Here is a 12,840-nt window from a genome sequence, read left to right on the forward strand (position 1 = left end):
TATGTCTGTTTACATGACGGAAGAAGAACAATTAGAAATTATAAAAAAATGGTGGAAACGATATGGCAATATGATAACTATTTTTTTATCAATAGTGCTCCTGATTATTGCAGGATACAGGTATATGAATTGGCACAATGACAAGATAAAACAACAAGCATCTATTGCCTACGAAAATATGATGATTGCATTTTCCAATCAAAATATAAAGTCAGTTCGTTCCTATGCCAATGAATTAATTAAGAATTATAACCATACCGTTTATGCTGATATAGCTCATATGACGCTCGCAAAAATCTATGTGAGTAAAAACAAACTTGAACAAGCAAGAAATGAATTAAAGACAGTTGCCTCTGAAAGCAAAATGACACCGTTAAGACAAATTGCCAAAATTCGTATTGCGCGTTTACTGGCAGCAGATAAAGCTTATACTAATGCATTAAATGAATTAAGTGTCGTTGAAGACGAAGCCTACCTGCCAGTGATTAACGAGCTGAAAGGGGATATTTATAGCGCCAAAGGGCAATATCAGGATGCTATGAATGCCTACCGACTAGCAATAGATGAAGTAAGAACAAATGGAATGGGTAATTTATTTTTAGAAATGAAAACAAATGAATTAGCAATTAAGACTCAATCTATGATTACTGATGATAAAAAGGTAAAAGCGGCTTAATTTTATTATTATAAAGGTTTCTGTTTTATGAATATTAGAATATTAGTTTTAATACTATGTGCATTGACTCAAGGATGTACCTATGTGGATGATTATATGCTCGGCAAGGATAATACCCCCCAACCTAAAGAGCTAAAAGAAATTCAACCCAAGGTTAAAATGGCACAAAATTGGACGGCTCCAGTTGGAAAAACTCGCAAAACAAATGAGTACTTAAACATCAAACCAGCTATTCGTGGTGATATAATTTATACTGCAGATGCAAGTGGATTGGTTCAGGCAGTTAGTAAGAAAGATGGTCAGATAAAGTGGTCTACCTCATTAAAAAATAATATAGTTAGTGGACCAACTGTAGCTGATGGTTACCTCGTTGTAGGAACTAATGCCTCCACATTAGTACTACTTAATCAATCTGACGGAAAAGAGATATGGCAGAATAAAGTATCTGCTGAAGTATTAGCTCCTCCTGCGTTATCGCATCAGAAAGTCATTGCAAAAACTATTGATGGGAAAGTATATGCGATTGATGCGGTAAACGGTAAACAACTGTGGGTTGCGGATCACGGCGCTCCAAGTCTGGTATTAAAAGCCAGCTCTTCTCCTATCATCGTCGATAATCTGGTACTTGTCGGATTTTCTGATGGTAAATTAGATGCTTTAGAATTACAAACTGGGCGATTGATCTGGCAAAGAAGCATCGCTTATGGGATGGGGGCAAGTGATGTTGAACGCTTAGTCGATATTGACTCTGATCCAATAATAAGCAATAACGTTGCCTATCTGGCAACATATCAAGGATATGTTGGAGCACTATCACTATCCAATGGCCAATTCATCTGGAGAAAACCAGCATCCGTTTATAAAAATATGCTCTTAAGTCATAATAATCTGTATTTTACGGACAGCAATGATGTCTTATGGTCTTTAAACAGTAATACAGGACAGGTGAACTGGAAGCAAACGTCCTTAAAAGCAAGAGGACTTACTGCACCGGCATTGGTCGGGGGAAATTTAGTTGTTGGTGATAAAACAGGATATTTACATATCTTATCAACTCAAACAGGTGAATTACTTGGACGATCTCAGCTTTCTGGTGGAGTAACAGTATCACCGAGTGTTTCTGGTAAAAATATGTATGTATTAACCAATAATGGAACGCTCAATCAACTTACAGTGAGCTAATAAAATGATTCCTGTCATCGCTTTAGTTGGGCGTCCCAATGTTGGCAAGTCTACTTTGTTTAATAGAATTACTAAAACACAGGATGCTCTTGTCGCTGATTTTCCTGGCTTGACAAGAGATAGACAATATGGGCACGCTCAATATGAGAACAAGTCCTTTATCATTGTTGATACCGGAGGCATAGGTGTTGATGACATTGAAGTAGATAATTTGATGTCAAGACAGTCTCAGGTTGCTTTAAATGAGGCGAATGTAATTCTTTTCCTGGTCGATGGCCGCTCAGGATTAACAGGTATTGACCAGCAAATTGCGCAAGCACTGAGAAAACTTAATAAAAAAGTACATCTTGTTGTCAATAAGACGGATGGGATGAACGAAGATATTGCTTGCGCTGATTTTCAATCTTTAGGAATTACTGATGTCCATGCTATATCCGCCTCTCATGGAGGAGGGATCAGTTCATTACTCGAAGAAATTCTGGAACCATTTACAACAGAAACGCATGAAACAACCCAAGAGAAAGCAATAAAGATTGCTTTTGCAGGGCGCCCTAATGTTGGAAAATCAACTTTGATAAATAGGATATTGGGTGAGGAAAGAGTAGTAGTTTATGACATGCCCGGTACAACGAGGGATAGTATTTCAATACCCTTTACAAGAGAAGATACGCAGTATGTCCTTATTGATACTGCAGGAGTGAGACGTAAGTCTCGAATTGATGAAAAAATAGAGAAATTTTCTGTCATCAAAACTTTGCAAGCTATAAAGGAAGCTCATGTTTGTTTGTTACTACTTGATGCAAATGAAGGCATTACTGATCAAGATATGAATTTGCTGGGATTTATTATTGAGTCTGGCAAGGCACTAGTTATTGCTGTGAATAAATGGGATGGACTGGAAGAAGATCATAAAGAAAAAATAAAATCTGAACTATCAAGAAGGCTGAATTTTGCAAATTTTGCAAAAATCAGATTTATTTCAGCATTACATGGAAGCGGTGTAGGTGGATTATTTAAAGATATCAATGAAGCTTATCATTCAGCCATACAATCCTTTTCTACTCCTAAACTGACCAGATTATTACAGGATATCAGTACAAAACATACTCCACCATGCGTCAATGGTCGACGAATAAAATTACGTTACGCTCACCTTGGGGGACATAATCCTCCAGTTATTGTTATTCATGGAAATCAACTCGATGCCTTACCAGAAAGTTATAAACGTTATTTAAACAATGAGTTTATTAAACATTTAGGATTAGTAGGTACTCCTTTAAAAATTGAGTTTAAGGGAGGACAAAATCCATTTGCCAATAAAAAAAATAAATTATCGCAAAGGCAAGTGAACAAGAAGAAACGATTAATGCGATGGGCAAAAAGTAAGAAATAGCGATTTGGTTTGGCTCCAATTGATCTCATGGGAAAACCAATGTATCAAATAGGCGCTAGCCCCCTCATGTTAATCCACTTTGAGTGTTAATACGTCACAAACTGAATGATTTACTACAACATGCGCTGTACTTCCCAGAATAGACGGTAATCCTGTAGCAGAATGTGAGCCGATTATAATCAATTGGCAATTCAAATCTTTTGCTTTGTTTAATATATGTTCTTTTACTGATCCGATTTCTACAAATTGTTGCTCTTGAGGTATTTGTAAGTTTTCTCCAATTAAAGATAATACAGTTTGTGCATCCTCTTTTGATGGGTTGGCTAGCTCAGTAAACCCCAATCCTTGAGCTATTAATATACTGGTTGGCAACTCAATCACATGTAATAGATATAATTTTGCATTAAACTGTTTGGCAATATTAGCGGCCTTTTCTGTAAGATGACTATGCTCATTTAACAAATCGGTTGCAAATAAAATATTTGTATACATGTTAACCTCATTTTAAATAGAATCATTAAGTTATAGTGTAGTAGATTATGATATCTATGTGTAATTTGGTATTTTTAAATTAGGATTTAGCTCCATTAGAGGAACAAGAACAAAATCTCGTAAATGAAAACAAGGATGGGGTATGATTAAGTTTTTTGTACGAATTATTCTATAACCATATAAAATAATATCAATATCTAATGTTCTTGGACCCCAAAATTTTCTCCTGGTTCGTTTATGCTTATTTTCTATTCTCTGGCACCACTTAAGAAGCTTATGAGGCAACAGAGTGGTTCGTATCTCTATAACGACATTACAAAATTCCTGTTGATTTTCAAAGCCCCAGGCTTTATTCCAATATAAGCGAGATACCTTGATAAGGTATGTTGATGGAATTTCTTTTATTTCTTTAATGGCTTGTCTTATTTGACGCTCGGGATTTTTTTGATTTGACCCCAGGCTCAGATAGCAAACATTCATTTTGCTACTTTCCGTTTACGACGTTTTTTTTGCCGCCCGGGTATTGTTGCAGCTAATTGGGCTACCATATTATTTTTTTCAACATCATCTACTTCTTGAAATGTGGCCCACCACTGCGCCAGCTCCATTGACTCATCGCCAGATAACGCTCTAAGAGCCATAAAGTCATACGCTGCTCTGAATCGAGGATGAAGAAGTAAATTAAACGCTCTGCCACCAAATCTTTTTTCGAAGCGATATTGCAAAAGCCAAATTTCCCTTATAACCAGGCTATACCTTTTAGGTATCGAAATAATTGTATTCTGTTCACTAAGCACTATAGACATGGCTTTTTCAATGGCGGGTAAAGGAGGAAGTCCAGATTCTTGCAGTTTCCTAGAGCACTCTATCATTGGAAACCATAATAAAATAGCAATAAGAAATGCCGGAGTAACGGGCTTTCCATCACGTATTCTTGTATCAGTATTTTCAAGGGCTATGCCCAAGAGAGGATTAACTGGATAATTACTATCAAACAGCGCTGCTGTTTGCGGAAATAAATAATTAAATAAACCATACTCAACCAATAATTTTTGAACTGATTCAGCTTCTCCACATTGATAAAGTTTGGTTATTTCATCAAATAATCGCGAACTGGAAACATGAGTTATGAGATGGCTTATTTTAGGGAAAGGGGCTTTGGTTTCCGGAGATAAATTAAATTGCAGCTTGGCACTAAACCTGACAGCACGTAACATACGAACAGGGTCTTCTTGATAGCGCGTAGCGGGATCACCTATTATTCGAATCAGCTTTTGCTTAACATCTTCTACACCACCAGTAAAATCAATGATTGAAGAATCAGAAATATTATAGTAAAGAGAGTTTATTGTGAAATCGCGTCGCCATGCATCTTCGTCCAGGGAGCCATAAACATTATCTCTTACAAGCATTCCACGTTCATTAAATTGATGGCTTGCATCGCTTGAATCATGACCACGAAAAGTTGCTACCTCAATAATTTCACGATGAAATAAAATATGCACCAATTTAAATCGACGACCAATGATACGAGCATTTTTGAAAAGATTTTTTACCTCATTGGGAGTGGCACTTGTGGCGATGTCAAAATCTTTAGGCGCTTTATGGAGCAATAAATCTCTGACACTGCCTCCAACGATATAGGCCTGAAAACCATGGCTGATTAAACGGTTAAGAACCTTAAGCGCATTAGTACTTATATCTGCCTTCGATATGTTATGTTTATTTCTCGGGATGATATAAGCCAAGTCAATTGCATGTCCATGCGACCTGTTTCTTCTTAACAGTTTTTTAATAAACTTGATGATTGTTGTTTCTCTCTTAATTGATTAAACAGTAATTCGGTTGTGTTTTCAATTATCCTGCAAGCTTAAGATTTACTCTACAGAAACATTCAATTCTATTTAAATCTTAACACGTAAATTTTTCAAATGGCTATAAAATCTAAATTGTTAACACCAAGCAATTATAACTAAGCAAATGATCAAAGTGAATCATTTACCTTTACAAATATTTTAGAGAAAATAATATATCTTGCATTTTATTAGGATAATAAATGGATTTTATTGATATAGGCCTTAGTTTAACTGCTTTGATTATTCTTGAAGTTGTTCTTGGAATAGATAATCTGGTTATTCTATCAATCCTTACAGAAAAATTACCACGTGAAAAGAGAAAAAAAGCGAGAAGATGGGGCTTAACATTTGCCTGGATGACACGACTTCTCTTATTAGGCTCAGCAGTATTTTTAGTTAAATTGGTAAAACCAATTCTGACAATAGGCAGTCTGGTTTTTTCTGCGCGTGATCTGTTCCTGATATTAGGAGGTGCTTTTTTAATTTGGAAATCAACCGATGAAATTCATCAGGACGTTATGCATGAACCATTAATGGAACCTGTTTCAAAAAATATTTCTTCATCCGCAACATTCAGGGGGGTTGTTATTCAAATCGCATTGCTTGACATTATATTTTCATTGGATAGTGTTCTCACAGCCGTAGGACTAACATCTCATTTTATAGTCATGGCAGTGGCAATTACCATCGCAATTATCATTATGATTTGGGCGAGTGAGCCTGTAAGTAAATTTATTAGCGAACATCCTACCATTAAAATGCTGGCGCTTAGTTATTTAATTTTAATAGGAACAGTTTTGGTAGCTGATGGTTTTGAATTCCATGTGCCCAGGGGATACTTGTATTTTGCTATGGGTTTTTCATTAGCAGTTGAATCTCTCAACTTGATTAAAAATGAACGTGTAAAGCGTAAAAAATTAAAAAGAGAATAAGTATGTTATTTATTAAAGCCTTTCATATTATCACCATGGTAGCCTGGTTCGCAGGGTTGTTTTATTTACCACGGCTCTATGTATATCACGCTGAATCACAAGATAGAATTAGTGTGGATCGGTTTAAAATAATGGAAAGAAGATTATATTACGGGATTACATGGCCTGCAGCCATTGCAACCTCACTTCTTGGGTTGTGGCTATTAACTTACAATTTATCTTATTATCTTAAAGCAGGGTGGATGCATATGAAGCTTGCACTGATTTTGCTCTTATGGATATATCACTTAACTTGCGGTCACTACCTTAAAGCTTTTGCCCTTGGAAATAATACAAAAAGCTCTCGTTTTTATCGATTTTTTAATGAAATGCCTACATTGCTGCTGGTAGGCATTGTTTTGTTGGTGGTTGTAAAACCGTTTTAATCCATTTCAACCATTTCGAAATCTTCTTTTCCAGCGCCACAATCAGGACAAAACCAGTTTTCAGGAACATCTTCCCATCGTGTACCTGGTTCAATACCATCTTCTGGCCAACCCTCAGCCTCATCATAAATAAAACCACAAATAACACAAATGTATCTTTTGTACTCTTGCATAGTCTAAACTCAATAAAAAAGTGTTAATTTATCTACTGTTGATGATTATGTAAAGTTAAACCTTATTTAATATCACAACAAATTTTAAATTAAACCATATAATGAACGTTATAACCTCATCAAGAATTGACATGGATTTGCTAAAATTAAACATTAAGTCCAATCAATCTGAAACTGTTTTCACCACGTGTACTGTCATTATTTTTGCAATATTCAAGAAATGATTGTAATATTTCCTTGCCTCGGGGCTATCAGTTTAATTTTATTATATAGTTTTTAGTGACACTATTATTATTTCGTCAATCAGGAAGAGTGTACAGCAGGAAAATATTTCAACACTTTTTGTATAGGTAACTTTCTGAAACATCTTGAATATTAGAAATAATAACTGATGCTTGTCTAAAGTTTATCATTTTTAGGATTTTCTATGAGCCGTTCTTCAGATTTATTTCATAAAGCACAAACAATCATTCCCGGAGGCGTTAACTCACCGGTTCGAGCTTTCAAAAGTGTTGGAGGTGAACCTATTTTTTTCAAATCGGGTAAAGGTGCCTACCTGGTGGATGTAGATGATAAACAATACATTGATTATGTTGGATCATGGGGGCCGTTGATCCTCGGGCATTGCCATCCCAATGTGATAGCAGCTGTAGATAATGTATTACATAGCGGCATGAGTTTTGGTGCTCCAACAGAACTGGAAATCCAATTGGCTGAAAAAATTGCTTCTCTCATGCCTTCAATAGAAAAAATTCGCATGGTGAATTCAGGAACTGAGGCAACTATGACAGCAATTCGCCTGGCTCGAGGATTCACCAATAAAAATAAATTTATTAAATTTAATGGTTGTTATCATGGACATAGCGATAGCTTGTTAGTTAAAGCCGGATCTGGTTTACTTACTCTTGGAATTCCTTCAACCCCAGGCATCCCGCAAAGCATTACCGAACATACTTTAACTGCAGATTTTAATAATCTTGAGCAAGTTGCGCAGCTCTTTGAAAAATATCCAAAGGACATCGCCACTGTAATTCTAGAGCCTGTTCCCGGTAATATGGGATTTATTTTACCTAAAATAGAGTTTTTAAAAGGATTACGCGAGCTTTGTGATCAATATAATGCTTTGTTAATTTTTGATGAAGTAATGACTGGATTTAGAGTTGGTTTGCATGGAGCACAAGGCTTATTTGGGATTAAACCTGATATCACAACGCTTGGAAAAATTATAGGTGGAGGCATGCCTGTAGGTGCATTAGGTGGTAAACGTGAAATCATGTCCTTTCTGGCACCAGAAGGCCCTGTGTATCAGGCTGGTACTCTTTCAGGAAATCCATTGGCCATGGCTGCTGGTTTGGCTACTTTAAATGAGATTGAAAAAGTTAACTTTTTTGAAAATTTAAGCAATACAACTAATAAATTAACTAAGGCATTAGCAGCAGCTGCTGAAAATGCAAACATTCCATTTTTTACTGCATCATTGGGCGGAATGTTTGGATTTTGTTTTACAGATAAGAATAATGTTGAAAATTATTTGGATGTTGCTTCTTCGGATGAAGTTTTATTTAAGAAATTTTTTCATGCCATGCTTACTCGAGGGGTATATTTTGCACCATCTATGTATGAAGCTGGATTTGTCTCCAGCGCGCATGGTGATTTAGAAATAGAAAAAACATACGATACTGCTGAATTAGTACTTAATCAATTAAAATATACATAATAGAAAAATTGTACACCATTGCCTTGAGTTACTGTAAATACAATTATTGAAACCAGAGCTTGGGTCATGGTGTTAAATTAAAGCCTATAGATGAGATTTTAGAACAGCTTTTTAGACTGTTTAACTGCAATTTTAAATAATTAACAAAATACTAGACAGCAGTTTTTCCCTATGTCATATTCCTGTCTCTAGGTCGCAAGTATGGAATCTTGGTGAAAAATCAGATTTGTACAGAACAAGTAAAAAGTTTCTAATTGAGCTTAAAATAAGACAACTGCAGTTTAATTATTAAAAATACATTTAACTCTTTTTTAGATACTTTTTTCACTAAACTGGCTCAATATGATTTTTCTCTGATTTATTCACAAGGGTTAGTGTTAATATTCAAGAAGATCTTAACTAGCAAGGGAAAGCATAAATGTCGATTTTGAGTAGAAAAAGAGGACTATGGAGTTCCATGCCCCAAGGTACATTTGCATTATTTTTTATACAAGTAGTTTCTACTTTAAGTTTTAGTGTTCTTTATTCAACTCTTGTTTTGTACATGAAAGGTAAACTTGGTTTACCAATAGCCACAGCAAACAGCATCATGGGGGTATTTATAGCCTACAATTTTGCTCTGCATCTATTAGGTGGGTTTTGGGGTGGCAGACTGCTCTCTAATCGTTCCTTGTTTTGTATTGGGATGATCGCACAAATTGTTGGATGTATTTTGCTCTCTATAGGAAATACGACTTTCTTATATTATGGATTAGCTGCGTTCTTAACAGGCTCAGGGTTAAATGTGACCTGTGTAAATTGTATGTTGACTCAGCAATTTGCACCTGAAGACTCTAGAAGAGAAACTGCATTTCTGTGGAATTATGCAGGAATGAATATTGGTTTTTTTATTGGATTTAGCCTCAGTGGAGCTTTCCAGATTTCTCAAAACTATCAACGGCTTTTTCTTTTAAGCAGTTTAGGTAATCTTGTTGCTTTGCTCATATGCCTCTATTTCTGGCAACAATTAAATGATAAAAACACTGCATACTCAAGAAAAGACAAACCAGCGCAAAGAAAAGCAACAACACTAGGAATCGGGTTAATTTTTGTACTTCCTTTTATTTTAAGACAATTACTCCAATATGCTGATTGGGCCAATAAACTGGTCATTGTCACTGGGATTGTTATGCTCATATTAATCTTGGTATTAGCTCAACAACAATCCACAAAAGAAGCAAGAGACAAGATTTATGGGTTTGCAGTATTAATGTTGGTTGGTACTGTATTTTGGATGTTATACCAAATTGGTCCAATGGGATTAACAGTATTTATTGATCACAATGTGCAACGACAATATGGCAATTGGATTATTCCACCACAGTGGTTTCAAAATATTAATACCGTAGTCATAGTATTCGGAGGACCACTATTAGGACTCATGTTAAATAGAATGCGTCAAAATGGATCTCAGGTAAATATTCCTACTCAATTCGCTTTCGCATTATTTTTTATAGGGATTGCTTTTGCTATCTTGCCAATAGGTATTACTTATGCTAATCACCATGGTATGGTTAATCCTGGTTGGGTTGTAACAAGCTTTATATTACAGAGTATTGGCGAGCTTCTAATATCACCAATTGGTTATGCCATGATAGGAGCTCTGGCCCCAACGTCTCTCCAAGGGGTCATGATGGGAATGTGGATGCTAAATACTGGGGTAGGCGCTACCCTATCAAGTTATAGCTCAAATTTAATGATTATTGGTCAGGAAAGTACCTCTCCTTTATTAACCAACGAGGGTTACAGTCATGTCTTTTTGATGCTTGGTTTGTTTGCAATAGGATCATCCGTTATACTTTTCATTTTAGTGCCCAAACTAAGAAAATTAATCAAAGAAAAAAATTTGAATAACTTTAAAGAGTCTGGCATAGAGGTAACTGAAAGAGTAGTTTTATGTGAGTAGTCCCTTTGTCCCAATTATAACGGCAGATATTGATTGGCATGATGATCTGCCGTATTCCATACAATTTGATGATATTTATTATTCTGCCGAAAGTGGTATTAAGCAAAGCCTGTATGTTTTTGTCGAGGGTAATAATTTGATTAATCGTTGGCAACAATTACCAACTGATAGCTCAAACGTCTTTACAATCGCAGAAACTGGTTTTGGTACTGGTATGAACTTCTTATTAACCTGGAAACTATGGGAAAAATTTGCCCCCCCAAACGCTCGCTTACATTATGTTTCCTGTGACAAACATCCATTAAAAAAAAATGACTTAATCAAATGTCTACAAAAATGGCCAGAACTGAGTGTGCAAGCTGAAAAACTAATAGAACACTATCCTGTTTTAACGCCTGGTTATCATCATCTAACATTTAATAACAATCAGATTACTTTAACATTAATGCTGGGAGATGTCCTGGAATGCTATGAGCAATTACTAATCTGTGGGGACATAAATCTTGAACAACGATTGAGAGAATCCTATGTTAATGCTTGGTACCTTGATGGCTTTTCACCATCAAAAAACCAATCCATGTGGTCTGACGATTTATTTACTGTCATTGCCATGTTGTCTAGGGAAGGCTCTACATTAGCTACCTATTCCGCTTCCGGTGTTGTCAAAACTGCTTTAACTAATGCGGGATTTGTTGTTGAAAAGAAGAAAGGTTTTGGACCCAAACGACACATGATATGCGCATATTATGGAAAAGCTCATTCAAATTTAAAAAAGAATCGTCATACCCCTTGGCACATAAGCTATCCTGTTACAAAGGATGAACAATCAGCGCTAATTGTTGGAGGAGGCCTTGCAGGTTGCTTTATTGCAAATAGTCTCGCTAAACGTGGATGGGAAGTAACCTTATTAGAAGAAAAAGAGAGTGTTGGCTGCGGCGGATCAGCAAATCAACAGGCTGTATTATTCCCTAAATTATCCAGCTATAAATCACCATTTACTCAATTTATGCTTTATTCGTTTCTTTATGCTAATTTCGTCTATAAGGAACTTTTGCAAAACTATAATATTGGTGAGTTAAAGGGCTCTTTATTGTTAGCACATAATGATAAAGAAAAAGCAAACCAGCAAAGTCTGGTTAATTGGTTAGAAAGATACCCTGAATTGGGGCAATTAGTGGATGAAAAACAATCTACTGAACTATCAGGACTACCCTTGCAATGTGGTGGATTATTTATTCCATCTTCTGGATGGATTAACTCCCCTGAACTATGCAACATACTAATTGACAATAAGAGGATTTCTCTAATCACTGGCAATAGAGTTCAATCTATTGATTATAATCAAAAAAACTGGGTGGTTAATAACATTGAAGCTCCTGTGTTAATTTTGGCAAATGGACAGCAAGTAAATTATTTTCACGAAGCCAATCATTTGCCTGTAAAAGCAATTAGAGGACAAATGACTACGATTAAATCAACGCAAGACAGTTCCAGATTGAAGATTCCTTTATGTGCTGAAGGGCATGTTTTACCGGCATTAAATAATAATCATAGAGTTGGGGCAACTTATGATATTGGCACATTTGAACCTGAACTTAATGCTTCAGACGATCAGTTAAACCTTGACCGATTGAAACGGATAGCACCTGAAGTAATGTGGTCCGAGAATGTATTAGATCACTGGGCAGGTATACGTGCCGCATCACCAGATTACTTACCTATAGTAGGGCCTCTCCCCAATGCATTTGAATTTAAAAAAATTTATTCGGAATTACAATCCAACTCCAAACGATGGATAGCCGAAGCAGCCCCCTGTTATCCAAATCTGTATGTATGCGCAGCTTTCGGGTCAAGGGGATTGACAACAATACCTCTCGCAGCTGAATGGTTATCTGGTTTAATTAATAAGGAAATTTCAATACTACCCAGAAAACTGATACAAGCTATATCACCCGCTCGATTTTTAAGAAAAAAAATTATACAGGGACAATAAGATATGTTGCTAATTCAACTTAACTTAGACTTTCGTTATCAGTTATAATCTTAATT

At 35.9% G+C, this 12,840-nt stretch carries 12 protein-coding genes; 8 read left to right on the top strand and 4 right to left on the bottom strand.

Features of this window, described 5'->3' with window-relative positions:
• Window position 1: 1 nt before the first annotated feature.
• From CC34_RS0100910 to der, 3 genes are read left to right on the top strand one after another with little or no spacing between them, the layout of a single operon-like run.
• A complete protein-coding gene (locus tag CC34_RS0100910) occupies window positions 2-676 on the top strand; it encodes a YfgM family protein (protein WP_027227041.1) in 675 nt (224 codons plus the stop codon).
• 27 nt (window positions 677-703) lie between these two features.
• The gene (bamB, locus tag CC34_RS0100915; RefSeq protein ID WP_027227040.1) at window positions 704-1,858 is read left to right on the top strand and encodes an outer membrane protein assembly factor BamB; all 1,155 of its coding nucleotides are present in this window, start codon (window positions 704-706) and stop codon (window positions 1,856-1,858) included.
• Between the two features lie 4 nt (window positions 1,859-1,862).
• Window positions 1,863-3,251 carry a ribosome biogenesis GTPase Der gene (gene der / locus CC34_RS0100920; protein WP_028378916.1) on the top strand — a complete coding sequence of 463 codons (1,389 nt, stop codon included), beginning with the start codon at window positions 1,863-1,865 and terminating at the stop codon, window positions 3,249-3,251.
• Between the two features lie 69 nt (window positions 3,252-3,320).
• Here the strand turns inward: der and CC34_RS0100925 are convergent, their stop codons facing one another.
• Genes CC34_RS0100925 through pcnB form a run of 3 tightly spaced genes read right to left on the bottom strand, consistent with a single transcriptional unit; the run spans window position 3,321 to window position 5,491 of the window.
• On the bottom strand, window positions 3,321-3,743 hold the full coding sequence (locus CC34_RS0100925; protein WP_027227038.1) for a universal stress protein: 423 nt from the start codon (window positions 3,741-3,743) through the stop codon (window positions 3,321-3,323).
• A gap of 54 nt (window positions 3,744-3,797) precedes the next feature.
• Entirely contained in the window at window positions 3,798-4,223 is a 426-nt protein-coding gene (folK, locus tag CC34_RS0100930) for a 2-amino-4-hydroxy-6-hydroxymethyldihydropteridine diphosphokinase (RefSeq protein WP_027227037.1), read from the bottom strand.
• The gene (pcnB, locus tag CC34_RS0100935) at window positions 4,220-5,491 is read right to left on the bottom strand and encodes a polynucleotide adenylyltransferase PcnB (protein WP_028379058.1); all 1,272 of its coding nucleotides are present in this window, start codon (window positions 5,489-5,491) and stop codon (window positions 4,220-4,222) included. The genes folK and pcnB overlap by 4 nt, the downstream gene beginning before the upstream one ends.
• Before the next feature lie 308 nt (window positions 5,492-5,799).
• On the opposite strand from pcnB, the gene CC34_RS0100940 reads away from it, so the two are divergent.
• Together CC34_RS0100940 and hemJ are read left to right on the top strand one after the other, a co-directional pair.
• A complete protein-coding gene (locus tag CC34_RS0100940; RefSeq protein WP_027227035.1) occupies window positions 5,800-6,531 on the top strand; it encodes a TerC family protein in 732 nt (243 codons plus the stop codon).
• A 2-nt stretch (window positions 6,532-6,533) separates the two neighbouring features.
• Window positions 6,534-6,956, top strand: coding sequence for a protoporphyrinogen oxidase HemJ (hemJ, locus tag CC34_RS0100945; protein ID WP_027227034.1), 423 nt, complete (start codon window positions 6,534-6,536; stop codon window positions 6,954-6,956).
• On the opposite strand, the gene CC34_RS0100950 is transcribed toward hemJ, so the two are convergent.
• A complete protein-coding gene (locus CC34_RS0100950) occupies window positions 6,953-7,129 on the bottom strand; it encodes a rubredoxin (protein WP_010947264.1) in 177 nt (58 codons plus the stop codon). The two genes, hemJ and CC34_RS0100950, sit on opposite strands and share 4 nt — an antisense overlap.
• 427 nt (window positions 7,130-7,556) lie before the next feature.
• Between CC34_RS0100950 and hemL the strand changes: the two genes are divergently transcribed.
• From hemL to mnmC, 3 genes are all read left to right on the top strand, one after another.
• Complete coding sequence (gene hemL / locus CC34_RS0100955; RefSeq protein ID WP_028379059.1) at window positions 7,557-8,846, top strand: glutamate-1-semialdehyde 2,1-aminomutase; 1,290 nt, start codon at window positions 7,557-7,559, stop codon at window positions 8,844-8,846.
• Window positions 8,847-9,264: 418 nt separating this feature from the next.
• Window positions 9,265-10,791 (top strand): peptide MFS transporter, encoded by a 1,527-nt coding sequence (locus tag CC34_RS0100960; RefSeq protein WP_027227032.1) that lies wholly within the window; start codon window positions 9,265-9,267, stop codon window positions 10,789-10,791.
• Entirely contained in the window at window positions 10,784-12,784 is a 2,001-nt protein-coding gene (gene mnmC, locus CC34_RS0100965; RefSeq protein ID WP_027227031.1) for a bifunctional tRNA (5-methylaminomethyl-2-thiouridine)(34)-methyltransferase MnmC2/FAD-dependent 5-carboxymethylaminomethyl-2-thiouridine(34) oxidoreductase MnmC1, read from the top strand. Before CC34_RS0100960 ends, mnmC begins: the two co-directional genes overlap by 8 nt.
• Window positions 12,785-12,840 lie beyond the last annotated feature (56 nt).

The organism is Legionella pneumophila subsp. fraseri (assembly GCF_000586315.1).
Classification (GTDB): Bacteria; Pseudomonadota; Gammaproteobacteria; order Legionellales; family Legionellaceae; genus Legionella; species Legionella pneumophila_B.

Bases quoted from the DNA above. Each gene is read 5' to 3' on its own strand.
- CC34_RS0100910 (WP_027227041.1), top strand. From the start codon at position 2: ATGTCTGTTTACATGACGGAAGAAGAACAATTAGAAATTATAAAAAAA.
- bamB (WP_027227040.1), top strand. From the start codon at position 704: ATGAATATTAGAATATTAGTTTTAATACTATGTGCATTGACTCAAGGA.
- der (WP_028378916.1), top strand. From the start codon at position 1,863: ATGATTCCTGTCATCGCTTTAGTTGGGCGTCCCAATGTTGGCAAGTCT.
- CC34_RS0100925 (WP_027227038.1), bottom strand. From the start codon at position 3,743: ATGTATACAAATATTTTATTTGCAACCGATTTGTTAAATGAGCATAGT.
- folK (WP_027227037.1), bottom strand. From the start codon at position 4,223: ATGAATGTTTGCTATCTGAGCCTGGGGTCAAATCAAAAAAATCCCGAG.
- CC34_RS0100940 (WP_027227035.1), top strand. From the start codon at position 5,800: ATGGATTTTATTGATATAGGCCTTAGTTTAACTGCTTTGATTATTCTT.
- hemJ (WP_027227034.1), top strand. From the start codon at position 6,534: ATGTTATTTATTAAAGCCTTTCATATTATCACCATGGTAGCCTGGTTC.
- CC34_RS0100950 (WP_010947264.1), bottom strand. From the start codon at position 7,129: ATGCAAGAGTACAAAAGATACATTTGTGTTATTTGTGGTTTTATTTAT.
- hemL (WP_028379059.1), top strand. From the start codon at position 7,557: ATGAGCCGTTCTTCAGATTTATTTCATAAAGCACAAACAATCATTCCC.
- CC34_RS0100960 (WP_027227032.1), top strand. From the start codon at position 9,265: ATGTCGATTTTGAGTAGAAAAAGAGGACTATGGAGTTCCATGCCCCAA.